Source organism: Maribellus mangrovi (assembly GCF_037646455.1).
Taxonomy (GTDB): Bacteria; Bacteroidota; Bacteroidia; order Bacteroidales; family Prolixibacteraceae; genus Draconibacterium; species Draconibacterium mangrovi_A.
This window is the reverse complement of record NZ_JBBIXN010000001.1, coordinates 483,467-508,475: the sequence shown is the minus strand read 5'-3', so window position 1 is coordinate 508,475 and position 25,009 is coordinate 483,467. Positions and strand designations below refer to the sequence as shown.

Annotated in this window: 20 protein-coding genes; 9 read left to right on the top strand and 11 right to left on the bottom strand. The window is 31.6% G+C overall.

What is annotated here, in order from left to right; translation table 11 throughout:
• Positions 1-7: 7 nt before the first annotated feature.
• The 3 genes from WFY05_RS01840 to WFY05_RS01830 are packed head-to-tail and all read right to left on the bottom strand — an operon-like array spanning position 8 to position 5,223.
• On the bottom strand, positions 8-1,141 hold the full coding sequence (locus WFY05_RS01840) for a phosphoadenosine phosphosulfate reductase domain-containing protein (RefSeq protein WP_340111015.1): 1,134 nt from the start codon (positions 1,139-1,141) through the stop codon (positions 8-10).
• Entirely contained in the window at positions 1,134-4,337 is a 3,204-nt protein-coding gene (locus WFY05_RS01835; RefSeq protein WP_340111014.1) for a hypothetical protein, read from the bottom strand. Before WFY05_RS01835 ends, WFY05_RS01840 begins: the two co-directional genes overlap by 8 nt.
• Complete coding sequence (locus WFY05_RS01830) at positions 4,327-5,223, bottom strand: DUF4007 family protein (RefSeq protein WP_340111013.1); 897 nt, start codon at positions 5,221-5,223, stop codon at positions 4,327-4,329. The genes WFY05_RS01835 and WFY05_RS01830 overlap by 11 nt, the downstream gene beginning before the upstream one ends.
• Positions 5,224-5,472: 249 nt before the next feature.
• Between WFY05_RS01830 and WFY05_RS01825 the strand changes: the two genes are divergently transcribed.
• A complete protein-coding gene (locus WFY05_RS01825) occupies positions 5,473-6,126 on the top strand; it encodes a hypothetical protein (RefSeq protein ID WP_340111012.1) in 654 nt (217 codons plus the stop codon).
• A complete protein-coding gene (locus tag WFY05_RS01820) occupies positions 6,123-7,607 on the top strand; it encodes a DUF2779 domain-containing protein (RefSeq protein WP_340111011.1) in 1,485 nt (494 codons plus the stop codon). The genes WFY05_RS01825 and WFY05_RS01820 overlap by 4 nt, the downstream gene beginning before the upstream one ends.
• A 384-nt stretch (positions 7,608-7,991) precedes the next feature.
• On the opposite strand, the gene WFY05_RS01815 is transcribed toward WFY05_RS01820, so the two are convergent.
• From WFY05_RS01815 to WFY05_RS01795, 5 genes are all read right to left on the bottom strand, one after another.
• Complete coding sequence (locus tag WFY05_RS01815; RefSeq protein ID WP_340111010.1) at positions 7,992-8,597, bottom strand: recombinase family protein; 606 nt, start codon at positions 8,595-8,597, stop codon at positions 7,992-7,994.
• Positions 8,598-8,738: 141 nt separating this feature from the next.
• The gene (locus WFY05_RS01810) at positions 8,739-9,485 is read right to left on the bottom strand and encodes an HNH endonuclease (protein ID WP_340111009.1); all 747 of its coding nucleotides are present in this window, start codon (positions 9,483-9,485) and stop codon (positions 8,739-8,741) included.
• A gap of 77 nt (positions 9,486-9,562) precedes the next feature.
• On the bottom strand, positions 9,563-10,303 hold the full coding sequence (locus WFY05_RS01805) for a hypothetical protein (protein ID WP_340111008.1): 741 nt from the start codon (positions 10,301-10,303) through the stop codon (positions 9,563-9,565).
• Positions 10,304-10,332: 29 nt separating this feature from the next.
• Positions 10,333-10,986: a hypothetical protein gene (locus tag WFY05_RS01800; protein ID WP_340111007.1), complete on the bottom strand. Its 654-nt coding sequence runs from the start codon at positions 10,984-10,986 to the stop codon at positions 10,333-10,335.
• Between the two features lie 93 nt (positions 10,987-11,079).
• On the bottom strand, positions 11,080-11,514 hold the full coding sequence (locus WFY05_RS01795) for a hypothetical protein (RefSeq protein WP_340111006.1): 435 nt from the start codon (positions 11,512-11,514) through the stop codon (positions 11,080-11,082).
• A 1,006-nt stretch (positions 11,515-12,520) separates the two neighbouring features.
• Between WFY05_RS01795 and WFY05_RS01790 the strand changes: the two genes are divergently transcribed.
• On the top strand, positions 12,521-13,390 hold the full coding sequence (locus WFY05_RS01790) for a hypothetical protein (RefSeq protein ID WP_340111005.1): 870 nt from the start codon (positions 12,521-12,523) through the stop codon (positions 13,388-13,390).
• Between the two features lie 37 nt (positions 13,391-13,427).
• Here the strand turns inward: WFY05_RS01790 and WFY05_RS01785 are convergent, their stop codons facing one another.
• A complete protein-coding gene (locus WFY05_RS01785) occupies positions 13,428-14,552 on the bottom strand; it encodes a hypothetical protein (RefSeq protein ID WP_340111004.1) in 1,125 nt (374 codons plus the stop codon).
• A gap of 211 nt (positions 14,553-14,763) precedes the next feature.
• Entirely contained in the window at positions 14,764-15,771 is a 1,008-nt protein-coding gene (locus WFY05_RS01780) for a helix-turn-helix transcriptional regulator (protein WP_340111003.1), read from the bottom strand.
• A gap of 395 nt (positions 15,772-16,166) precedes the next feature.
• On the opposite strand from WFY05_RS01780, the gene WFY05_RS01775 reads away from it, so the two are divergent.
• The 6 genes from WFY05_RS01775 (at position 16,167) to WFY05_RS01750 (ending at position 23,977) form a co-directional block, all read left to right on the top strand.
• On the top strand, positions 16,167-17,336 hold the full coding sequence (locus WFY05_RS01775; protein ID WP_340111002.1) for a reverse transcriptase family protein: 1,170 nt from the start codon (positions 16,167-16,169) through the stop codon (positions 17,334-17,336).
• The gene (locus WFY05_RS01770; RefSeq protein ID WP_340111001.1) at positions 17,337-19,205 is read left to right on the top strand and encodes a hypothetical protein; all 1,869 of its coding nucleotides are present in this window, start codon (positions 17,337-17,339) and stop codon (positions 19,203-19,205) included.
• Positions 19,202-19,795 carry a hypothetical protein gene (locus WFY05_RS01765; protein WP_340111000.1) on the top strand — a complete coding sequence of 198 codons (594 nt, stop codon included), beginning with the start codon at positions 19,202-19,204 and terminating at the stop codon, positions 19,793-19,795. Before WFY05_RS01770 ends, WFY05_RS01765 begins: the two co-directional genes overlap by 4 nt.
• Positions 19,792-21,639 carry a hypothetical protein gene (locus WFY05_RS01760; RefSeq protein WP_340110999.1) on the top strand — a complete coding sequence of 616 codons (1,848 nt, stop codon included), beginning with the start codon at positions 19,792-19,794 and terminating at the stop codon, positions 21,637-21,639. Before WFY05_RS01765 ends, WFY05_RS01760 begins: the two co-directional genes overlap by 4 nt.
• Before the next feature lie 85 nt (positions 21,640-21,724).
• Entirely contained in the window at positions 21,725-23,575 is a 1,851-nt protein-coding gene (locus tag WFY05_RS01755) for a UvrD-helicase domain-containing protein (protein ID WP_340110998.1), read from the top strand.
• Positions 23,576-23,605: 30 nt separating this feature from the next.
• Positions 23,606-23,977 (top strand): hypothetical protein, encoded by a 372-nt coding sequence (locus WFY05_RS01750; RefSeq protein WP_340110997.1) that lies wholly within the window; start codon positions 23,606-23,608, stop codon positions 23,975-23,977.
• Positions 23,978-24,000: 23 nt separating this feature from the next.
• Here the strand turns inward: WFY05_RS01750 and WFY05_RS01745 are convergent, their stop codons facing one another.
• Positions 24,001-25,008: a hypothetical protein gene (locus WFY05_RS01745; protein WP_340110996.1), complete on the bottom strand. Its 1,008-nt coding sequence runs from the start codon at positions 25,006-25,008 to the stop codon at positions 24,001-24,003.
• Position 25,009: the final 1 nt, after the last annotated feature.

Below are 25,009 nucleotides of genomic sequence, written 5' to 3'. Positions count from 1 at the left end.
TTGTTTATCAAATAAAACAATTAGCACATAATTCTTCTCCATCATCTAATATATCAATAAGCTTATTCGATTTAGGGTGACCAAGCTTATTGCGTATCTTCTGCAAATGGTCACGCTTAATCTGGTTCATACGTTCCGGTTGAATGATATCATCCAGACTTTCACCATCCATCCATGTATATTTTTCAATGATTTCTCCTTTTTCATTTCGCACTTCCTTTTCGTAAGAACGTGCTAATTCAAATAAATCACGGTGTCTTTCATATAACCAGATCCATTCAATTTTTCGTTGATAGAAACAGAAATAGCACCCTGAACGAGACCTATGAAATGTACCTTTTTCGCCATCTACTTCAAACTCAACTTCGTTGTAATATGCCGGAAGATTCACTCCCCCAACCTTAAATAAATCAAATACGCCATTTATATCAATAGAATCTTCATTATTCAATAAGGTAAACTCATCAATTTGGGCTATTGGGTAATCTGTGCCTTTTAGAAACTCAAAAACTACATGATTGAAGGTTGCAATTCCAAGATCAAGCAAATCCCCCAGTTTTTGTGAAAATAGGTACTTCGGAGATTGACTTCGTCTAATAATTTCTTTATATCTGTCATGTTTATCTTCATCTCCAATTTTCAAATAGATTTTTTCGAGTTTTTCAATTGAAGAGTTATGTAATACTTTATGAAGAATTTCCATGCTCCACATATGTTTACGGAATGGAAATACGGTCTGAATATTCGATTTAGTGGAGACATAGCCTTCACGATCCTCATCTCCACGGATAGCAACATAGCTTATTGCTAAGTCATTACCTAACCATTCCTCAAAAGGGTCAAGCTTCAGTTTTTTAGTACACCACCGTGCCATAGAGGATGGTAAATAACCATTGTAGATATCTAAATAATGATCGAAAGGATCTTTATGACTATTGCTAGCATGTAGCCTCAAAACAGGTTTGCCTAAAAAACTTTCCAATTGTTCAATTAGTTCATACACTTCTTCCAATTCTTTCCCTGTATCGGAAAAGTAATACTCCATATCAATCTCAGGGTAGTTGATTTTCATATAAATAGCAAGAGCAGTGCTGTCCTTACCTCCTGAGATTCCCATTACATGTCTTACCCGTTTACTCATCCTCAATCTCTTTTTGTAATAACTTTAACAGTAAAGCAATGTTTGCTTGGCGGTCATCAGGATAAAGCATTTCTTGGATATTTTTAGCTTTATCTTCAATTTTTGTAATCTTTCTTTTCGGCAACCTAATTAATTGCTTTTGTACCCCTTTAACAAAAGATGTTAATTCAAGTTTTAAAACTTCTTCTTTTTCTTCATTTATGTCTGATTTGCTAATGTCTGATAAATTATCTAAATCACTTATGTGTTGGACAAAAAGGCTATTAAATGCTAATTCGTCTTGATCTGTAAATTTATCTGGCATCTTGTTAACAACAGCGGTTGCAATAGAATTAAGCCATGATTGTCTGTCATCAAGTGGAGTATTAATTCTTTGGAGAAGCACTTTGAGTCTTGTGTTTAATCGTTCGGTTTTAACCTTAGAAAAGCGTTCTTGAAGAGCAGTTTTATTGTCTGGGAATGTAATATTTTCATCCCCTAAAACAGTATTTATTCTTAGTTCTATTCGGTTTAATAAGTTAGCAAAGGCACTACTTAATTCACTTGTTGCAGTATGAAGAATTACAGTGAATTCTTCTATTCTTTTATTATTTAATAAATCGTCTGTTCCATATCCTAAAGCCCGTGGGATGTCCTCAAAGAATACTTTTTCGGGTTTTTCCGCATTTGTTAATGCTTCTTTTAAACGAAGTGCTTTGTCGCTGAGATGCTTTGTGTTTTGAGTATATGGCACTAACCGTTTATAAAAAGACAAGAATGGTTTTATTGTTTCAATAAATGTATCCCTCGTAGGTGCATCTTCCTGTACTTGATTTAAGAAATATCGGTATTTATTAAAAATATCAAGCTTTGTGCCATTGAGTTTAAAATAACTTATTAGGTATTTACGAGGTTGCTTCATTGCAACCTCAATCGTATCACTAGTTATTTGAGGAACAAATTCATCTTCCTCATACAAAGCAAAATGTTGTTGTTTTATTATAAGAAATAAGGGAACCCAAAAATCAATAAATCCTTGCTTTAACTTGAATGGTCTATTTCGTAGAAGTTTTATAAACTCATCTAACCGTTTGGGTGCCGTGGTACAACTTTCAAGGTATTCTTGTGAAAAGTTCCAAAGGTCAGAAAATGATTTGTCGACAGGTTCCTTGAAAATGAATTCCTGATCATTCTGTTTATGAATTCCTGTGTTATGAAGTAGCGATAAATAGATAGTTTTTTCAGGTGGAAACTTATCTTCTTCAAATCCTAATAATGGTTCATTTTCATGAGTTAACGCATGAGCTAGTAGTTTATTCTTAGCTGCCGATATAGTGCTTGTAGTTTTCTCTCTGTTCATTAACTCGTTTCGAAGTGTAGGAGTTTTAGAATATACTTCTAAACAGATTTCTGATATTTTTTGATTGAGCTCTTTTTCATTTTTCAAGAAAACTTGTTCTCCATTATAAAACCAATGAACCTTTGCATTTTCACCATAAAAAGAATCAACAAATAAGTGGTTTAATCTTTCTCTCGCGAATAGCAACTGATTATCAAGCTCATGAGTTGCAACGTCATCACCTTCACACTTAATTAAAACATGTAGAATTTTTTGAAGTTCTAATAATTGTTTTTTTAGCTGTTCCGTTTCTTGATAGAAACCAAATAAAACTGCTTCCTTATTCTCAGACGATAGCTTTTTTAGTTTAGATTCATCGCCAATTTGATTAAATACAATATTTATAAAACCATCAATTGCTCCTTCCGGTTGTTTGGTCGTTAGATCTTCGCTGAGTACGTAAACAAAATATCGAGGCGTGCCCTTTTCATAATATGCTTTTTTAGCCTGTAGAATCGGAAAATTAAAATGATTGTTTAATTGTTGAACTATCCCAATATCCGAAGAGACTGCCGTCTCGGCAAGCTCAAGTTCTAGGTTGATATCAAAATCGGTACCTTTAAATAAAATATAGCGTTGGTTGTATTTACGATATCGTATTATTTGTTTGCTTTCTAATAGATCAATAATTTCTTCTGCCTGATTAATCCCTAAAGCAATTTTTGCATAAGTGAGTAAAAAAGGTTTATTAATTTTTTGTCCAGCCCTTCCAAATATTGTTAGAAGTCCAATCACCTTAATAAGTTTAACGGCATCAGTTAATCCTTTATCCAACTCTGATTCCGCTCTTTCAATAGCTTCTTTTATTGAACGCCATTGTACAGCATGTGGATTATAATTGGAACTCAATAAACTATGGAAGTTATAAACTAGGTAGTCATAAACATTTGTAATACTGTAATATTGTTCACCATCTCGGAAATCGTTTAAGGCTAAAAAATCATTTGATTCTAAAAAAGAGAATAAAGATCTTTCATTTTGTCCATATACCTGAAATGCAAGAGTCACAACTGAAGCGGATAGAATATCAAACGGAAAAAGTTTTTCTGCAAATTCAAGGGAGAAATAATCTTTTAATGGAAATGCATTAGCCGTAGCAATCGCATTGAAAAGTTGCTTTTCTTTAGCAGGTGAGAAGTTGCTTTTAATATCTTTCTGAACTATCCTCTCAGATGCCAAGAATAAAAGTTGTTCAACAGGTTCATTGAAAGTTACCTCAACTAGTCTCCCTTTAACTTTGTCCCACTCCTTTTTTTGAGCTTTGGATAATGATAGAGCATAGTCTTCGAATGCTTGATGTAGAGTTGTTATAAAGAAAATATTACTCTCAGGCGAATTAACGAATTCTGCGATTTGTTGAATAAAGTATAATTCGTCTTCTGGATTCTCTTTGGCTGCATATTCTAAAAATTTTCCGAATTCATCAATAACCAACAGCAACCCTTCATTTTTCTTTATTCTGTTTTTAAGTTGTTTAAATATATCCTCGTTCGGATTAATTTCAAATGACTCACAAAAGCTTCTTTTGAATGAATTATACTCTCCCACAATAAAATGAGGTTGATAGCTCTTTATTTCCCCATTTAATGAATTGTTAAAATAGTTAGCTTTTTTATTTATTACTTTTTCAAATGCTAAGACAAAAGCAGACTTGCCAGAACCGTATGCACCAATTATATTAAAGGATTTTGTTCCCTGTTGGTAGGCATTGACTATTTTTTGGAAAGCTGTTTCTCCATTTCGTGTAGGGATATATGACAATTCATTGTCTATATCTCTTAAAATATTTATGGATGGTGAAAAATATTTAGTTTGCATAGTAATCCTTTAGTAGTTGCCACTTGTCAAGATTTTCTGGTAATATCAAATTTATATTACCTTGTGATTCATTTAATTGAGTCCCATCAACGTTTTGTTCAATCTCCTTTAATTGTTCATACAAACCATCCTTGTTTAAAAGAAAAACCATTCCGGGACTGTTTTCCTCAACTTCTAATCGTCTAAATGAAATTGATTTGGATTTTTCATGTTGATCTAAAATGGAAAATAAAGTAATAATATAAGGTAAGCTTTTTCGACTTTTAGCGGTTAAATGAAACCATTCAACTTTCTTTTTCCCTTTTTCTCCATCGGTGCTTTCAATAGTTGAATGAAGCAACGAAAGTTCAAGCATTAATCCAGAAACTTCATCTTCATAATCCTTTTTTATTTCACGGAAATTGGGAGTATTGTATAATCTGCAGAAGACGCTAATATCTTTGTCAATAGTGGATTCATTGAACCTATTGTCATTTGCTTCAGCATATAAACGTTTAATAAAAGCTTTTAGTTGACTTTTTTTAAAACTTGCTCTTTCTTTTCGAAAATGATTAAATACACTTTGGTATATTGTAGAAAAATCCGTTTTAACTAAATAATAGTGTAACAACCAAATAGAAGCGATATCTTCCAAATATGGATCAACTCCATTTTTACCAAAAAGAAAGTTTGCAATTTGGGTTGGTGTTCCATTTTTTTCATCTACTAATCCAAGTGCCTTCATCCAAAAATTTATGGAAGTTACCATGTTCCTACCAACCCCCAGTTCTACTACAGCTTCATCAGCATTAAAATTTCCACCATTAATAATAAAATCATATCCTTTTTTCGGCCAAAAGTTTCTTACAACAAAAGTTTCGTGACCGGAGAATTTAAGCTTATTCATAAAAGCAAAAATATACAAAGATTGAGGAAATACCGGATAGAAAAGTATCTATTTTTGAAAAATTATAAACGATGAATTTGAATGCTTGTTCAAATCATGGATTCACAATAATCTCTTAGACTTTTTAATACAATTGATTTGTGAGTATTCTGTAAAAACAACTGAAATTAAAAAAATATCAAAGTGTTTATTGTGCTGCGAACTAAATGAAAATCACTAAATTGTGCCTTATGCCAAAGAAAATAGCCAATGAATGAACTAATTAATAACCTCAGAAAATTTAATCGAAAGGAAAGGTTCTTTTTGGTAGGAACTGCATTAGGTAATGAAAAGTTTGAAATGGCAGACAGTTTTAAATCAGCTTTGCAAAAAACCTTGACAAGCATGAATCAAGAAATACCATCAACTGCTTTTGTTGCGATGGATTATCATTTGGATTGGATTTATGCCTCTCTGTATCTTTCTACCAATCCTATCAAAACAGTTAACGTACGAGATCCGAAATTAATAACTGCAAATCAAGAAGATGTCGATCTATTAGTCGCATTTCCTGATAACTATGATTCTGCTAAAACCCATTTGATTTTATGTGAATGTAAAGCAGAATCAAGCTGGACGAATAAGCAAGTTTTATCTAAGGCTGAAAGATTAAGAAACATTTTTGGTGAACATGGTGATGTATTTTCAGAAATTGCAATTCCACATTTTGTTTTAATATCTCCTAAAAAACCTAACAGGCTAAACTTAACAAAAGTTCCTCATTTAATGAAACCAGATGGAGATATCCCATGGATGAACTTAGAAATTCCAAAAGACCTTCAAAAAGTCACAAGATGTGACAGAAAAGGTAAAAACAGTAAAGATGGAACGTATTGGAAAGTTGATAAAACCTCAATAAGATGAATCAAATAAAAAGACAACCTATTTCTAAGTCATCATTCATTCGGGGGCTTCAGTGTTATAAATCCTTGTACCTAAAAAAACATCATCCTGAATTAGAAGACCAAATTTCAGAGTCGCAACAAGCAATATTCGATAAGGGAACCAATGTAGGTATTTTAGCACAACAACTTTTTCCCGGGGGTGTCGATTTAGGAGAATTTATACCTTCAGATTTTGGGAGAGTACTTTCAGAAACTTCAAAACTAATTGGCGATGGGCAGGATGTAATTTATGAAGCCGGATTTAGTGTGAATGGGACAATATGTTTTGTTGATATTCTGGTAAAGGAAGAAGGGAAGTGGTATGCGTATGAAGTAAAAGGTTCAACATCCATAAGTGATGTTTATATTTGGGATACTGCATTCCAATATCATGTTTTGACTTCAGTAGGATTAGAATTGGAAGATATTTTTGTAATCCATTTAAATAATCAGTATGTAAGAAAGGATGAGCTTGATGTTCACGAATTATTCACGATACAAAGTGTTCTGAATGAGGTGCAGTTAATACAGGGTGATGTCATAAAAAACATCAACCTTCTGAAACAAATGCTGGGTAATGATATTGCACCCGATATTGATATAGGAAAGCAATGCAAGGATCCATATTCTTGTTCATTTATAGGTCATTGTTGGAGTGGGATACCAGAGTACAGCGTTTTCGATATCTCTCGATTGTCGGCAGATAAGAAGTTTAATCTTTATCGGCAAGGGATACTTGAAGTTAAAGATGTTCCGAGCGATTACCCGCTAAGTGATAACCAGCAATTACAAGTTTATGCGGAGAAAAGTGGTGAGAGAACCATTGATTCAAAGCGAATTCAAAAGTTTATTAAAGAATTTACGTTCCCACTTTATTTTCTTGACTTTGAAACCTTTCAACCTGCAATACCACTCTTTAATGAATCACGCCCTTACCAACAGATTCCGTTTCAGTATTCACTGCATATTCTAAAGGAAAACAATGGAGACTTGATTCATAAAGAATTTTTAGCAGAAACAAATGGTGATCCACGTATTACATTTATTGAGCAACTTATTACAGATATTGAAGATACAGGTGATGTTGTGGTGTACAATAAGAGTTTTGAAATAACTCGCTTGAAAGAAATTGCAAGGGATTTTCCCCACTATAAAGATTCTATTGATAGAATTAATAGTCGTATTGTGGATTTAATGGAGCCATTTTCTAAGAAATGGTATTATACTCCTGATATGAAAGGATCTTATTCAATTAAATTGGTACTTCCTGCGCTTGTTCTGGGATTTAGTTATGAGAATCTTGAGATAAATAAAGGAGACATGGCCAGTCTTGCATTCGAATACTTATATACCGAAACTAATGAATCGGTAATCGCAAAAACTCGGACAGACTTACTTGAATACTGTAAACTGGATACTTTAGCCATGGTTGAGATTTTGAAGGTATTGCAGAAAGTATAAAGTTTTAAAGTTTATAGAAGAAAGGTGGAAATTACCACCGATCTAGTTTTCTTCTTGACTCAAAACATATATCAATAAAGGTTTTTATACATCTCTTTTGTCGTAATATCCACATCTAGATTTTTCGAATTTGTTAAAACAAGCCAGTCCAAAAATCCTTGCTGGTCCTGTCGGAATGTGAAAATATTTATCGGCAAAAATCAATAGTGAAATGAGTTTTGGATTGTCTTATTCGTGAAATCGATTCATTTTTTACGACAAAAAAGTTAGTGAACAGGAAAAGCACCAATATGGTGCCAATCCAAAACTGGTTAAGTCCAGTTATTCTCGCTCGTTTTCAGGTTTTTGTTATACCGGTGATCCTCAAAAGAACTGCAACAAAATTCATCCGGTGGCAAACATGATTTTTTTGACTTTTGCGATAGTTTTTGTAGAGCAGCCAACTAATTTTGCAACTTCATTGTATGACATTCCTCTTTCAAGGTATTTGATTATGTCTTGACTGCGTTTCTTTTTTAAAAAGGTTGAGTTACTTTCATTCGAATTGTAAGGCCTTCCAAGTTTTCCGCCACTTTGGACATAGACCATTCTACCAACTGAGGTTCTTTCTTTTATATTCTCAAGCTCCATCGAGTATAGACTGGACAGCGTTGCTGTAATTATTTCCCAAATCTTATTCTTTTTATTATTTGGTCTGGATTGAAGCCCCAGATTCCTTACTACCACATTTATCTTATAGGAGTCAAGCCATGCTAAGGTTGATATTACGTTACCTGTGTTCCGGCCTAATCTCGACAGTTCTTCCACATAAATTTCAGATACTTTCTTTTCTTCAACTAATTTGATAAGAACTTTTGCTTTTTCTCTTTCCGCAAATGGAACTGTTCCAGACACACGGTCAAGTAAGACTAAATCATATTTTGTTGAATCTGCTGAGAAACGATTTCCTGACTGATGCAAAGTTGACAAACGGTTATACTTTATTTTCATTTTTACTTTCCTTTAATTCTTACATTAAAAATAAAGCAAAAACCTCTGAATGCCCTTTATTTTAGCACAGTTTAAGGATTTTTAGCGCTTTCCTTTTTATCAAGATTAAAAAGAAAGTAGTTGGTGTTGGGGATATGAATTTCACTTGTATGTATTTTTCTTCAATATTAATTTTAATTCATAAAGAGATAAAACATTGTTCTTCTTCAAATGAATAACGCGATGACAATTAGAACAAATGCAAATTAAATCTGTTTTGGGATTAATTATAAGTTCTTCATCCATTTCAAATAAAGGTTTGATATGATGTACTTCAATGAATTCTCTTGCATACTCTCCGTAAACTTCTTCAAAATTAAATCCACACGCCATGCAATTTGTTCCATGAAACTTAATTGCTTCTTGTCGATTTTTCTTATTTCTTTCATATAAAGTTACGTACCGTGCTATTTTCTTTCCTTCTTTCTTATCAATAACCTCAATTTCATTTTCAAAACTAAGATTCACTTCATTAGTCTTGTTTTCATTAATAAATGAAATCGTGTAATTATTTGCTTTAATTTTCTCAAACCTTAAAGTTGGATATTCAGCCCGTTTTTTGTTATCGTATTTATTAAAAATATCCTTTAAGTCGCTGTGCCAAAAGATCCTTGTTCGTCCAGAGATGTCTGTTTCTTTAGCAATATAGGCATCATAGGTTACTTTGTTAAAGGTTAATTTTATCTCCACTTTAGCACCATTAGCTAAGTTTTCAACATTAAAGAACCATCTAACTTCAGTTGGAATGCCTGAGCTATTATATTCGAAGAATGATTTGTCGCAATTCTTTACTGCTATTCTTTTGTCATAAATAATCCAAGAGTAAAAAGTTCCAGTTTTATTTTTCATTATGTGTGGTTTTTTATTTAATAAGGATCATGGGTAACAAAAATTATAACCTAGATTGCTCAGTCTGATTGATCTAATTATCCACTTAGTCTGCTTTTCCAAATTAAACTTCTTTTGAAGTTAGAATTAGAAATCAAGTTTTCATTATAGATTTCTTCCGGATTGTTTAAAATTAATTTTGCCTGTAATCTTTTACTTGGGAGAGGTTCATGAACCATTATTCCCATTTGACCTCTGTGAATTAATTTGGGATAATCTTCTTTCTCAATTTTGTAACAGTAAATGACCCCATATTTATAAGAGTTAATTAGATTTGACAATTCAGAATAAATTTGTAAATATTTCTTTAGCTCGTAATTCAGATACTCCAAGTTAACATCGTATTTTTCACCGGTGAAGGGATAATCCCTTTCCATTTGTTTTCTATGTTTCTCACGAACTGCTTTGTCTTCAATGTAAGTAAATAGATCCCTTATACTGTGATATAGAGAACGGTTTAATTCACCTCCTGCGAAATCTTTAGTAGCATATAAACAGGATCTTTGATAAGTTTCCCCAAGAAATAAATATTTTCCTTTTCTATTTTGATCAGCAACAGAGAATGTGCTTAATACTGCATATCCTCCACCATGATCTCCAAACCATTTAATTCCTTTATACAGAGATAGAACATTAGAGATAAGCTCAATAGGTATCTCTTTGTTTCCTTTCGTATCTCCGGTATCTAATTTACTTTCATAGATATTACTGGTACCATGAAAAAGGTAGTTGTGGTCAATTAATATAGATGCTGGTAATTTACTTCTGAATATTTCCATATAAAATAAGCATTTAGAGATACTACTATTTAAAAGATTGGCTTTGCTATATTGAGTTCTGTGTCGTTTGTCATTTTAAATATAGCATCGTAAAGAGGAACAGCTTGGGGTATTAAATCTTCTACTGGATATAGAGGGAAAAGATCGTTTCTATTATCTAATCCAATCGGGAAGCTTGTTCTGTTTATCCATTCTTGTTCTTCAAGTTCTGGAATAACATCCAATTCCATCTTTTGGTCAAAACTAATTCTTGATTTTTGGATAATCTCTCGTTCAATAGCTTCTCCGTTTATTCTTATAACAGCTTTTTTAAAAAAATCAATACCCTTAGCTGGTATGTGTATAAGCAAAAATTGAATTTTATCAACTTTCTGATAAATGTCTAACACTTTAAAATAACTATTTGCATTGATTGTATGTAATTTCCACCTTTCTGTATCAGGATTAAATTGATATAATGGAGCAGCTTTATTTGTTGCAAAAATAAACCTACAATTTTTGGCTAATCTCCCTGCAAAACTTGAAACATCTACAAATGTTCGAGAACGTATAATTTGCCCAACTTGATATTTGGTAATTATTTCATTAGTCAATAGACTATCCCTGTAATACATTGTTAATCCGGGAAGTGTCCAATTAATTATTTCTTCAAATATTTCTTTTGAAAATCTAAAATCTTCCATGTTATTATTGCTTACTGGGAAAATATGCAGCTTAAAATTAGAACAAAATATTCTAAGGATAAAGTTGTAAGAATTAAAACTGATTTGCGCATTTTACTTGCTAAAAGTATCAATATCCACAAATGACTTTGAAATATTAAGATATAGACGTTCAAGATTAAACCGAGCAATTGGATTCTTCGTTGCTAATAAACCATACTCAATGGTTAGATGGTCAAATAAAATTTCAAGTGTTTCATCTGTATACTGACCAACGGTTGAAGCGAATCTTTCATTTGATTCTTTGATAAACTCCCAATTGACATCACCGAAATCAAAATAATGTGCTTCTTCGAGTGCTGAAATAAACATTCCTGTTCCCAGCCCACATAAATGATTATATAACATGAACTCTCTGGCATGACACCACATATAAATGTTATCCTCTTTTTCTGAGAGCAAATCCGAAAATGAGTCATCAATAACAAAAGATCTATCATCAAATTGTCCGACAGATAATAATCCCATCGGAGTTCCATGACCTAACATGATGACGCGGTGGTTACGCTTGATAAGTTCTCTTAAATCGGATTTTGAGACACCACCATTGATAACCGTTTTATTTTTAATTGGTGCATAAATTGGTTTGAGAAAATCGGTGGTGGTGTCAGCTGGATGAATTATTAATGTTTCATAGTGAGGCTAATGTAAGCGATCCTTTTTGATCGCACGCTAGATCGGATCAGCAATATTTCATCACAACTTAATTAGCAAAAATAACATTAGGAACTCTCTGGATACTCAACAATGAGAAGGATTAGGTGAAGTCAGGAGACTCTGAAGAAGGATCAAAAATTGAAATGTTAATCGGCAATTGAAATGCGTTGGAAAAATACCAATCATATTGGTATTAATCCTTGACTGATAAGAACAGTCACCCTCGTCCGTTTTCAGTTTTTTGTTCGACCAGTAATTCTCAAAAGGACTGCTTCAAAATTCATCTGGTGTATAGCTAATATAGTGATTTAATGCAGTGCTGCCAAGGATTAAACAAAATTAATCAACAGATTATGAGTGGATTAAAAGGTTTTTGCCAGTTAATATTAAACTGCGGAAGAAGGATGATGTGATCTGGTCTTCAGGATTCTCCTTGAGGATCTTTATTTCAAATGTTGATTGGCAATTCAGTTAAGAGTGTAGTTTGTTATTTCAGTGATGTCTTGTCGAGAGTAATCAAAATTTATGGAATGAAATATAAATCTATCAACATTATATAAGACAATAGAAATCAAAGAATATAAATTTAATAGGTTTATAAAATGAGTCGATTGGTTACCCCCCTTCACGGGTTTCCCAATTTCCGTCTTTCTGTATCCCCTATTGTAGAAAGGGTATTTTAAAGGTCGAAAGGGGCTAGAATCTCAAAAATCAAATCTGGATCCAGTTCGATGAAAATCTAAGATTTCTGAAATAAACTAATTAGTCAGAAATTTTTGGGAAATTTTTCTCCCAAAAGTTGTAAGTTTGAAAAGACACCACTTATAATTCATTTTCAATGACATCACTTGATGAATTGCAAGGACACATAGACCAGTTCATGAACGAACGGAATAACCGACCAGTACCTGAATTTGAAGGTTATTCTCCCTTTGAGATGCAGCACATCCTTTACGATACATTTGGGGAGAAAAGTCCTATTAAGCTTAGGAAAATGACCGGTGATAACTATAAACTGATTCCAATTCTCAACCAGATAAAATATCTAGGAGAAATAATATCCAGAACAGGTGAAGTCAAACTAACTAAATTGGGATTCCTTCCGACAAAGGTGGTGACAGAACTATACAATCAGGGTTTCATAAAAGAATACCAATTTGAATCAGGTATTTCAAAACTTTATAAAGAAATGGACTCCACCGGTGTTCATGTGGCTCGTGTTTTAATGGAAATTTCAGGATTGGCGAAAAAACGAAATAACAAAATCAGTTTAACAAAGCAAGGGGAGAAGATTCTCCGTGATGACTACCAATTGTGCCAATTAATATTGAAAACATATGGGGAGAAATTTAACTGGGCTCACTTGGATTATTATGGTGAAAATAATATCGGTCAACTTGGTTTCGGTTTTTCATTGATTCTGTTTCATAAGTATGGACACCTGAAACGAACCGACAAATTTTATAATGAAAAATACTTTAATGCTTTTCCAATGTTGCTGGAAAGTATTTCATATCCAACTTATACGACCAAAGAAAATTATGCAGGACATTGTTATACATTAAGGACTTTCGACCGTTTTTTGAATTTCTTTGGTGGTGTCGTTATTGAACAGGAAAGGGGAATGGATGCTGAAAAGTTTATTGTAAAAGGTGATGTCTTTGATAGGATGTTTGAGATTTTGCCACATTCATCGAACCAAGTTTAAAATCATTATCTGAAACAACTTTTAGTTTAACCGCTCTTTATTTATAGGAATTAAATATTTCTATCAATTTTTGTCTATCAGCGTCATTAAGTATATCATCTTTTGCTTGAATAAAAGGATCATACCAGTCGATTTTTTTCTTAGCCCAATCAATCCATTCTTGAAATTCAGCATTTCCGTTTAAGGTAGTTCTACCATTTTGGATCACTAACGTCAAATAGTCCCTCATAAATTTAGTTTGCTGCCAATGAACTGCTTGTTTAAAAAGGTTAGCAAAAGAGGTCAATTCTGTTTGTTTGCGAATAAATGGTTCATTTGCTTTTTGTTCCTCGGCTTCAATAATTTTTCTTTTTCGTTCATACTCCAATTTCCATGCCTTTACTTCGGAACTCTTTATCTCAAGATAGATCAATATGTCAAGAAGTTTATTTTCAATCAATTCAGAAGTATCTTTCCACTCCTTTTGAGGATTAGTATCAACAATGAAAGCCAATTTTCCTGAAGGATGAAACTCGTTTTTAATAAAGTTCTCCTTTGGCTTAACAATTTTCATCTTCTCTTTTAGACTAAATTCAAAATCAATACCATTAATTGCACATTTAATTTTACCATATTGCAAGTGAACATTATGATTCCGAGCTATCAATAACTTGATAAACGCATCCATAAATCGCAAAGAACGAGCAACATTTGAAGGTGCTACTCTTATGTATAATTCTCCGGGTTTGGTTTCCAAAACACCATCAAAATGAGGACTTTTTCGCTTTTCAATTAACAAAGTCTCCTTTGCCTGTAATACTAATGGGTCAGGATTTGACAATCTTTCGGGGACTTTCATAATTAATTTTGGGTCATTTAAGATTTCCTTTTTTATTAATGATCTTTGAGACGGTTCAGGTTCCACATAACTACCATCTTTATTCCTAAGAATCAATTTAATAGTGTTATTTCCTTCGAATTTGGCAGGAAGCTTAGTGACTTGGACTTTATATCCAGATTTGATTTTTTGCCAATGACCAGCAGTCGGTAATGGAATATTCATCCTTTTACAAATTTTCCTTAATCCATTATCAGATATCTTGAATTTTTTTGAGAGTCGAATTAAAGGTTCAGACCAAACTAAATCATATAATTCTTTTCGGGTAAATGTAATCTCTTTCATTTCTACTATTTGTTTTAATGGTTTTAAGCTATGGATAATTAATTGCTTAACAAATCACCGAATGATTATATGATTAAAAAAGAAGTTATTTATTGAATCAAAAAACTTGATATCTTGCACCAAACTTTTCCAAATTAGGTTGGAGACTTACACTTAACTGCCGGATTTCTAATTTTGGGGTATTCCAAAAAGAGTTAAGGATCAATGAAAATCAATAATTAGCTAATGACTTATTAAGAACATTTTTGATTCTATCAACAAAAGTCTTAGGAGATAAAACTTTGCAATCTTTTCCAAAAGATAAGACTAGCTGTTCAAGTTCATGATTAGGAATTACATCAATAGAAATTTCTAATCCAGATTCATCATTTCTAATTTTTCGCTGAGAGCCATGAAGCGGTTTCGTTAGAACATAAGGAGCTGTTTCCGGTGAAAACCACAATTTGATAATTTCGGACGTTTTGTCTTCTGGTACTGTCACACCAATAACATCTTCAAAATATTCTTCAAAATCGACAGAGGTATTTTCTATATATTTTTGAGATATCTCAGATATTGATTCTATTCGATCAAGTGCAAGGTTGTAAATTTTCTTTAATTCTGAATTTAGGCCATAAATAAACCACCTGTTATTATATTGTTTCAAATAATAAGGGTGAAATTGAAACAGAATAGAATCAGTAAATTTAAAAGGTTTGTAGGAAATGGATAAAACCTTCTTGTACAGAATTGCATTAAACAACAAACCAAGATTTTCTATACCCTTAATATAAACATTTGATTCAAAGCTCATTATTTTTTCTGCACCTGCTTCAAATTTTAAGACTGATTCCAACTTAGGTATTAATTCGTTTATCCAAGAAAATTGTGGCAGACCTTTAATCCTTGAAAGAACTAGAATAGCTGATTTTAAATGTTCTCCTTCTAATTGATTTAATGGTTGATTCTTTATTGAGAAATTTAAATCTGAATAGCGATAATAAATCCTTTTTCCAAATCTATGTCTTTCAAGTGGTATACTTCCACCTTGTTCGCTTTCTAAGAACCGTATATCATCAAATAATTGTCGTTTTTTTATTCCTTCAGCATCAGGGTCAACTTCTCTGATAGCACGATTGCATTCTTCTAATAAATCTTCGATGAAATAATTTCTACCGGGATTCCTGAAGCATCTATCTAATGTTTGATATCTTATGTATGGATTTTTCGTAATTGACATTTTGATGTGCAGTTAGAATGCATTGAACAAATTTAGGTTTGCAGAACCAAAATTCAAAACAATTTTGTTTGCAATGCACTAAGAATGCATTCAAAAATTTTAGATTTGTAATAGTTCTTTGAATTACCTGCCAAAAAGATATTGAAACAGCATGCTGGTTTATATTTAATAAACAATGATCGGCATGGTTTCCCGATTTATCGGGATGAAAGTTAGTGAGGAATTTGTCTGGAACTATTAGCAAATATCCTTTAACATATTTATAGCTTTATAGCTGTTAATCCAAAACCCCCACTAAACATAGTATTGTATTACTATAAACCGTAATTGGTAAATTATCCATACGTAAAGAGTATCGGCAGGTTTTTCAAAGAACTTATGCTAGACTGAGCACTATGAAAATCGAACCCGAAGATATCAAACGAGTAAAACAAGAATTTGCTTCAATTAGAACGAAGCAAGATTTATTGGAACTTATAAATCTTGCAAAAGACGTTTACTACGGGGAAAAAACAATCCCTATTGATATTAAGAGCATCAATTACTATTCGAATCCAGAAATTTGTAAAAAAAGATATACGTCTTTTAGTGTCAGAAAAAAGAATGGTGGGGAGCGATTAATAAATTCGCCAGTTAAAGGATTAAAATCAATTTTGAAAATCATGAATTTCATATTTCAATGTATTCATGAGCCTCATAAAGCTGCAACAGGATTCGTTAGAAATAAGTCCATTGTGGATAATGCTAAAATTCATATAAACAAAAGGTTTGTATATAATATTGATATAAAGGATTTCTTCCATTCTTTTGACAGGAATAGAGTAAAGCTTGCTTTTATGAATAAGCCTTTTAATTTGAGAGGTGAATTAGAACCATTAGCGTTTATAATATCAAGCATGTGTACCCATCCATTTTTAGTAAATGGTGAAATGAAAACTGTCTTACCTCAGGGAAGCCCAACTTCACCTACAATAACGAATATAATATGTCAAAACTTGGATAGAAGATTAAATGGATTGTCAAAAAGGTTCAATATGAATTATAGTCGTTATGCTGATGACATTACATTTTCTTCTAATGTTAATAATTTCAATGATGAGGATTTTCAGAAAGAGTTAAATAGAATAATTGAGGAAGACCAAAATTTAATTTTAAACAAAAATAAAACGCGGTTGCAAGGACATTTCTATCGTCAAGAGGTTACAGGTCTTGTGGTAAACGAGAAGGTTAATTTAAGGCGAAGATATATCAAACAAATCCGCATGTGGATCTATTATTGGGAGAAATATGGTTTTGAAAAAGCGGAAGAAATCTTTAAAAGAGATTATTTGGCAGACAAAGGATACGTTAAAAAAGGCATTCCAAATTTTATCAATGTTCTAGATGGTAAATTAGAATATTGTAAAATGGTAAAAGGAATGAATGATAGCACATATCAAAAATTAAAAAAACGTTTCGATAAATTACAATCCCAATCTAATGAAGTCAAGAGTATTCTTGATTTGTGGGATAAGGAAGGTATTGAAAAAGCAATTGAGACATATGGTAATTTAATAACACAATAAATGATTCTTGAGATTATTTTAAAAAAAACCTTTAAAGACAAATTCGGTAATGACATAAATAATTATAAGGTTTTCATTCAACGTAATGAAAATATCGAGGGGGTATGGATTAGTGAGACTGATTTCAAAAAATATTCCGATTTATTAAGAGTAGTAGGATTTGAAAAAATCTCGGATCTTTTGAGGTTGAGAGAGAATTTTGACGTGGCAAAGAAATTCTCAAAGAAATTCAAACAGGAGCTGGCGAATAAATCTGCTGAAATAATATCACTTTTTGAGCCTTTTGATCACTTTTACAAAATAGAACATAGACAAAACGAAAGGGGTTCTTTTAATGTTTTATTACCTAATATATCAGATGAGGAATACAAAGAACATCTAGATTTAAAAGCTTTATGTGAGAACTTTTCTGCTCTCATAGATGACTTACCCACAGAAACTAAGACAAAAAAAATCATTGACATATCATCAGATGAAGAACTTGTTGTGGAGCAGACTGAGAAGAAAGTTGACTTCCAAAGCAATAGCATTAAATCAGAAAATTCCGATCAAAGATCAAGTACAATTATTAATAATTTAAAATATGGGGTTGATAATAAAATAACATTTATCAAAAACCTACTTGATTATAGTTTTAAAAAGAAAATTGATGTTAAAACGGGACAGAAGCTGATAAGTTTAATAGGTCAAGAAATTGAAAAATCAAGTATTAGTAACAAGGAGATCTTGGAGCGACTAGAGATAATTGAGAATAAAATTGAGTTACCATCTGAAGTAAGTTCTATCGTTAAGCCTGAATTACAGGGAAACGCAACAACAGATAAGAATAAAATAGAATTTACGAAGAAAGATGTGGAGAAAAGAATAATTGAAAACAAAAAAAAGCACTCTCCTCAAAAAGTGGTTAATTGGTTAAAATTATTTACGAAAGACAACTGTCATATTAAATTCAGCACACACCTTTGGGATGAAGATAAATATTTGAAATATGAAGATTTCATTCAAGGTTTGGACTCAGACATTAAGGATTATAAATTAACAGATTTGCAGCATTATAGTTCTAATTTATATTGGGGGAAAGTTTATCCTTTTCTAATTCAAAAAGAGTTAACGAAATTAGAAAAGGATGGTAACAAAGTATTTGGTTGGGGGCAATATAAAATAAAAATTGGCTGGCAATATCCAGATATTATTAAACAATGGAGTAAAGAGAATTTTGATTTAAAAAACAATGGAATAAAACCAATGTCGATGGAATTGTCAAATGATTTAATTCCGAAAGTTCGAATCAAAGGTAAGACCATTAAATATTTTGAAGATGTAGTAAATGTATTCAAGGATGAAATAGAATTTAGGGATAACAAATTATTCATTGAAGTAAAATTATTAATAGAAACTGAACTCAATAACTTTAATGTTGATGATACGGGATTACAAAGCTTGAAAGGAAGGAGTTTTTACACAAATACTGAATATATCCTTACTGCGTTAAGGCGAATTTTTAAGATGATCAAGTCGAGAGCCGAGAAACATGATGTCATTATTAATTCATTAATAGTTAAAAAAGATAATCTGAATTATCTAAGCATCGAAATTCTGCATAAAGATTCATTTTCATTAAAAGAGTTAGATCATACAAAAATTTGCCTAAAAGAAGAATCTGGAGATTTGGCGATTTTGAGAACTGTATTAACAAGTTTGTGTGATTTTTCCATCGAATCAAAATTTCGGGATAGTCAGAATAACATAGTCTCAGCAAAAATTGATTACCTATATGAAGGAGTTGAAGCCAATGGTTGGGTACCAGAAGTAAATGCTTTAGATTCAGAATCACGAGGCTTTAAGTTTATATTACAATTCCCCTTATGAAAAATATATTACTAATTGAGGATAGAATAGGTCGTCAGAAGCATTTCCTGAGTACAGAAGAAATTGCTGAATTAAAAGAATTGGTAAGTAGCGACAATCTACCAATCCGGAGAATAATTGAAAAATTAAATTGTTCTGAGATTTCACAAGAATTGGAGTCCGCAAATTTAATTTCAATTCATAAATCTGCATTAAATTCTGAAGGGCTAAGACAATTATTAGATTATTGTAAAAGTCATCAAAAAGATCTTATTCTATTTACAGGTGGGATAAGTCAGATAAGTTATAGTAATGAAGGATTCCAGTTGTTGATATTAAATTCAAAAGACTTCTATTCCAATCTACTTCTTCCATTTTTGAGAGATTATAAAAAAGTTGCATCTACCAATCTATTGAAACTAGTATACGGGGATAGTTGGAAACTTTCATTTATGCTTCAATATAGAAATTATAAAAAGCTGTATGAAAATGAAGGTGACTTATATAAAAAGGAAGAACTTTTGATAAATCTACAAACAATTAAAAAGATAATTCCTGAGTCTATTGATAATTTGGACGAGAAAATTAATTCGATAATTTCCTCATTATGAATGCACTACTGATACATAACGATAACTTGCCTACTAAGTTAATTGATTCATTTGAGCACCAGTTTCTATTTAATATTCCTTTAACTACAATGTTAGACCCTGAATATTCTTTTGACAATGAGGCTCATAAGTTATTGTCGAAAGCTTTAAGTAATAAGAATTTCAATGTAATTTTTGTTCCTTATACTTTATCAAAGGATAACTATTTGGAGTTTTCTGGACTTAGAGTATCGTTACATATTCGTCTAACACCTGAATTAAATCATTCTGAATGCCCAATTGTTTTTATCGGACAAGAAACTAAAGAACAGATTGCTAAGCTTTCTGATTTTGGAAATATTTTGTTCACATCAGGTATTTTCACTACACAGAAGTTGGATGTTGAAACTATTCAAAAGCAATATAGCTGGATAACGGATAATTGGAAGTCAGGTTTAGATAGTAATAAAATAAGTCCTTCAGAATATCAGAAATTTCTTGAACGAATAAAAATCGAACCACCTGCGAATTATTTTTCTCATCATAGCATTACAAATGAATGGGGAATTCTCCGTTGGGCTGAAATGGCAAACATTGATGCTAACCTGTACGATGAAATAATAAGGAAAATTAAAGTAAAACACTTTTTATATTTCAAATATTTGGAAGTTATAAATGGTGCTAGACAAAGATTTAAAAAGAAAACGAAAAAAGATCTGAAAATTGAAAATTCACAGACATCTAAAATTTACTACATTGATGACGAAGCGAATAAAGGTTGGGCGGATATATTTGATAAAGTGATATTCAAAGACTATCATGATAGTTTTCAATTTTATGATGAATTTGAAAAAGGAGAAAGTCAAGAACAATTATTACAAAAGGTTTACCGAGAAATAGAAAAAAAGATTCAAGAAGGATTTAATTTATTTATCATTGATCTACGGTTATGCGATGATGATTTTGAGATTTCTGACAATGAAAAGTTCTCAGGGATTCAAATTATCAAAAAGATTAAGAAACAAAATCCGGGGATACAAATCCTAGTTTTTACTGCATCCCAGAGGCTTAAAAATTCAAAGTTGTGTTCAGATTTAGGCGTTACTGGGTATATTGAAAAGGAGAATCCTCTTGACGGTTTATCGAGGGAAGGGAGCTATTTGAAATTTGCTGAATTTGAAAGGAAATTTAAATTGGCAAGTTCAAGAGTATTCTTATCGTCTTTATTTGACAAAAAGGAAAAGTTAAAGAATAATAATTGGCTTATCTCGAAAAAAAATATAGACACTAAAGAGCAAGACTTTAGAGATTCAGTTTTTTCTGATGGTGGTCTGTTAGATGAAATTTTTGATTTATTATTTTTAGATTATAAAACGTTATCTAAAACCGCTTTACTTCTAAGTTATCAAATACTTGAAAACTATGCGAATTTATTTGGGATTTTTGAAGCTACTTGGAAAATATATAATAAACAAAATGATAATGTTCTAAACTATAATCATAGTGAGCCATTAACGAAATTTGAGTCTCGGAAAGGTCGTTATTCAGAAATGATGGCAGCAGATGAAAATGATATATTTGTCGGTATTGACTTTTATGAATCAAGGAGAGCCAGAAAAAAGAGTGACAAAACCTTTGATTACAATGTCAAATATGCTTCCCAAATAGTTCGAATAGTTTTAGTCCTCTACTACGTTGATCAGATTGATACGAAGATCTTAGACCAAATTTGTAAATACCGTTTTATTCGAAACCGAAAAATTGCTCATGCTAACATGGTAACTGAGAACATAGAAATAACAAAAAAGGATATCATCTTTTTCATAGATGATCTTTTTTCAAAGATATTTCTGGAACATAAATAATTAACCCTGATTTTTTAAATTATAGAATATAAACAACTGTTAGACTTTTTATCTGTTCCTAATCGCAAATTACTATTTAAAACTTATGGCATCAATATATCCGGATTTAGCAACGATTAAAAAACTTCATCAAAAACCGACAGAAGGGGAACTTGTTTTATTGACATTTTTGGATAGACATTTAAGTTCTGAGTTTGAGATCTTCTTCCAACCTTTCATCAATGGTGACAGGCCAGACATAGTAATTTTAAAAAGAAACGCTGGTATTGCTATTATAGAAGTTAAAGATTGGGATCTTGATAATTACTATATTGATGAAAATACTGATTGGTATTTGAAAAAAAATGATGCAAGGATTAAGTCTCCTTTATCCCAAGTTAAAAGCTACAAAGACAATCTACTTGATTTACATGTAAATAATCTTTTAGAGAAGAAAATCAATAATAGATATTATAATGCGATTATCAGTACCGTTGTATATTTTCATAATGAATATGAGCATAAATTAGATAATCTTCTTATTAAGAATTTTGAATCGGAACGATATACTAATTATAGAACTTTTGTAAAGTATATTCACAGATGGGGAAAAGATTCGTTAACGAATAAGAAGTTAATGGATTTTCTAAGTGTAACAAGGTTAAATAGACCATCGAGGTTATTCGATGATGAATTATACCACGAGATCAGAAGATACTTGCAACCGCCCTTTCATATGAAAGAAGAAGGAAAGTCGATAGTTTACACGAAACAACAAGAGGAATTAGTAAGAAGTGAGCAGAAACCGAGAAGAAAGATTAAGGGATTAGCGGGGAGTGGAAAAACGTTTGTACTTGCTAAGCGTGCAGTAAATGCATACCTTAGAACCAATTCAACGGTATTGATTTTAACTTATAATTTATCTCTTAAAAATTATATTCACGATAGAATTAATGAGGTGAGAGAGGATTTCCCATGGGATGACTTTTATATAACAAACTATCATCAATTTTTTAAGGCTGAAGCCAATAATTATGGTTTGGAAATTAGGTCTTTGCAGCCATTCAATGACACCACTTTTTTTGAACCAGTAAAGGATATTATAAAGAAATATTCGGTGATTTTAATAGATGAAATCCAAGATTATTCGACAAACTGGCTTGAAATAATAACTAAGTTTTTTTTAGAGGAAGGTGGTGAATTCGTTGTATTTGGAGATGAAAAGCAGAATATATACAATAGACCGCTGGATGAAAATAATGAGCCCGTAATAAAAACGATACCCGGGAATTGGAATAAATCATTAAATACTTCTAAACGCTTTGCTAATGAAATTGGTCGGCTGGCTATCCAGTTTCAAAATGAGTTACTATCCAGAAAATATTCAATTGATGAATTACAGATTTTAGAGAATCCAACATTTGAATTTGATCAAAAGATTTTGCAGTATTTTAATTTTGGTTTTGAAATTACAAGTAATGATTTATTTCTTAAATATTCTCAGTTAGTCAAAGGATTCAACATACATCCATCAGATGTATGTATCCTCTCTGCTACTGTTGATTATTTAAGAGAAATCGACTATCTCATTAGAACAAAATTACTGGAAAAGACCACAACAACTTTTGAAACAAAAGAATTATGGGAGAAATTAAAAAAGGAAATAACCGGTGAAGAAACATTTAAGAAAAGAATTGAAAATGTAAGGAGAAATAAAAAGAATCATTTTTGGATGAAAACGGGCACTACAAAGCTTTCTTCTATTCATAGTTTTAAAGGATGGGAATCCCATACAATTTTTGTTTTAATTGAACCAGAAATATTAGAAAATCAGTTTGAAACAGTAGAGTTAATATATACAGCTATTACAAGGGCTCAATTGAATTTATTTATATTCAACATGGGAAATAACTTTTATGATAGCTTCTTTAGAGCTAGGATGACAAAGGGAGTTTAACCATTACTAGTATAAAATAATCACGAGAAAATGACTCAGAAGAAAGTTGAAATAATACACCAAGAACACAATGAAGATTGTTTTGAGATTCTTAAAAGCACAATAGTCGAAGATAAGGTGTTGAAAAGATATCGAATTGACAAGGATACATTGCTTCATGAATTACCGGAGAAAATTGTAAATGAGTTTCTTGATTTTTTAGGTTCTGATGAGCAACATCGTAATTTAATGCTTCATATGATAAAGAGTGGAACATTGGTGATTAATTGTTGGGAAGATGAAGAAAACGAATATGGATTAAATGCTGGGTCAAAAAATATTAGTAGAAAACCCTATGAGAATAAAAGACAAGAACCATTTGATCCTTTCGATAGTCCGACAGATGATAGCTTACCATTTTAAAAATCAGAAAGGTTTATTACAATCTAAGCCTCGAACAGCCTATTTTCATTATCTCCCCAATAGTTCGTTAAATATGGTGTTGAACAAGAATTATTGAAAATCTTTTTTAAAGATTTAACAAGCATTTCATGAGTTGAAGGAATATCTTGGTTAGTATCTGTTTTTGTCCAAAGAAAATAACCAAGAATCCTAGTTTGTTGTTTCGCTCCTCTTTTGGTAAACAGATCGAATCCAATACCTGATTCGAGTATTAAATAATTGGTCAACAAAGTTCTATCGTGAAATTCACCATTCAATTTGTGAATTGTGATTTTGAAATTTATGGATGGCCTAAGCTTTGATAAATTCTTTTTGATTTTTTCAAGACGTTCGGTATTATTATGTTCGGATTTAGTAAAGATGGATATATGAAAAGGGATTTTAAGATTTACAGGGATTATCTTATCCAGAATATCAATTAAATTATTTTCAATATCATCAATGTTCTTTAATAAGTAATTGTCAACCAGAATCAAAGTATTGCAAGGATGTTTGAAGATAGAGAGAAAATCCCAATTTGAATGAGATTTGGTCCCTTTGTCAATTGTTTCAATATGTGTAGAAGATAGTAGGAGATTTTCATATAAAGATTCAATACTAAAAACTTTTACACCATAATTCTTTTCAATTTCATTACACAAACCTGAAGGTACAGTAGAAAGAAATATTGAAGAAAGGAAATTAGCGTTTGTTGCAATTGCATCCTCAAATTTTTCAAGATTAGGAAAGTCGCTGGAATTAAAATCAATATCACATTCTCCATTAGCTGATTTTTTCCATAGCCTGAGCATCCATGGTTGAGTTTTACATAGGTCATGAAAATTAGAAACTGATGTATCTATTTGAAGATTAGATTTACTGATGAAATTATTTATAGTAATCCATTTTGTTAATTGATGAATTTTATCCTCAGAAAGATCGTTTGTGTCGGGAATTGATTTAAGAAATTTTGTATAAAAATCTAACTCGCAATAGACCTTTGGCTTATCCATA

Coding starts and splice junctions, on each gene's coding strand:
- WFY05_RS01840 (WP_340111015.1), bottom strand. CDS start 1,141: ATGAGTAAACGGGTAAGACATGTAATGGGAATCTCAGGAGGTAAGGAC.
- WFY05_RS01835 (WP_340111014.1), bottom strand. CDS start 4,337: ATGCAAACTAAATATTTTTCACCATCCATAAATATTTTAAGAGATATA.
- WFY05_RS01830 (WP_340111013.1), bottom strand. CDS start 5,223: ATGAATAAGCTTAAATTCTCCGGTCACGAAACTTTTGTTGTAAGAAAC.
- WFY05_RS01825 (WP_340111012.1), top strand. CDS start 5,473: ATGAATGAACTAATTAATAACCTCAGAAAATTTAATCGAAAGGAAAGG.
- WFY05_RS01820 (WP_340111011.1), top strand. CDS start 6,123: ATGAATCAAATAAAAAGACAACCTATTTCTAAGTCATCATTCATTCGG.
- WFY05_RS01815 (WP_340111010.1), bottom strand. CDS start 8,597: ATGAAAATAAAGTATAACCGTTTGTCAACTTTGCATCAGTCAGGAAAT.
- WFY05_RS01810 (WP_340111009.1), bottom strand. CDS start 9,485: ATGAAAAATAAAACTGGAACTTTTTACTCTTGGATTATTTATGACAAA.
- WFY05_RS01805 (WP_340111008.1), bottom strand. CDS start 10,303: ATGGAAATATTCAGAAGTAAATTACCAGCATCTATATTAATTGACCAC.
- WFY05_RS01800 (WP_340111007.1), bottom strand. CDS start 10,986: ATGGAAGATTTTAGATTTTCAAAAGAAATATTTGAAGAAATAATTAAT.
- WFY05_RS01795 (WP_340111006.1), bottom strand. CDS start 11,514: ATGTTAGGTCATGGAACTCCGATGGGATTATTATCTGTCGGACAATTT.
- WFY05_RS01790 (WP_340111005.1), top strand. CDS start 12,521: ATGACATCACTTGATGAATTGCAAGGACACATAGACCAGTTCATGAAC.
- WFY05_RS01785 (WP_340111004.1), bottom strand. CDS start 14,552: ATGAAAGAGATTACATTTACCCGAAAAGAATTATATGATTTAGTTTGG.
- WFY05_RS01780 (WP_340111003.1), bottom strand. CDS start 15,771: ATGTCAATTACGAAAAATCCATACATAAGATATCAAACATTAGATAGA.
- WFY05_RS01775 (WP_340111002.1), top strand. CDS start 16,167: ATGAAAATCGAACCCGAAGATATCAAACGAGTAAAACAAGAATTTGCT.
- WFY05_RS01770 (WP_340111001.1), top strand. CDS start 17,337: ATGATTCTTGAGATTATTTTAAAAAAAACCTTTAAAGACAAATTCGGT.
- WFY05_RS01765 (WP_340111000.1), top strand. CDS start 19,202: ATGAAAAATATATTACTAATTGAGGATAGAATAGGTCGTCAGAAGCAT.
- WFY05_RS01760 (WP_340110999.1), top strand. CDS start 19,792: ATGAATGCACTACTGATACATAACGATAACTTGCCTACTAAGTTAATT.
- WFY05_RS01755 (WP_340110998.1), top strand. CDS start 21,725: ATGGCATCAATATATCCGGATTTAGCAACGATTAAAAAACTTCATCAA.
- WFY05_RS01750 (WP_340110997.1), top strand. CDS start 23,606: ATGACTCAGAAGAAAGTTGAAATAATACACCAAGAACACAATGAAGAT.
- WFY05_RS01745 (WP_340110996.1), bottom strand. CDS start 25,008: ATGGATAAGCCAAAGGTCTATTGCGAGTTAGATTTTTATACAAAATTT.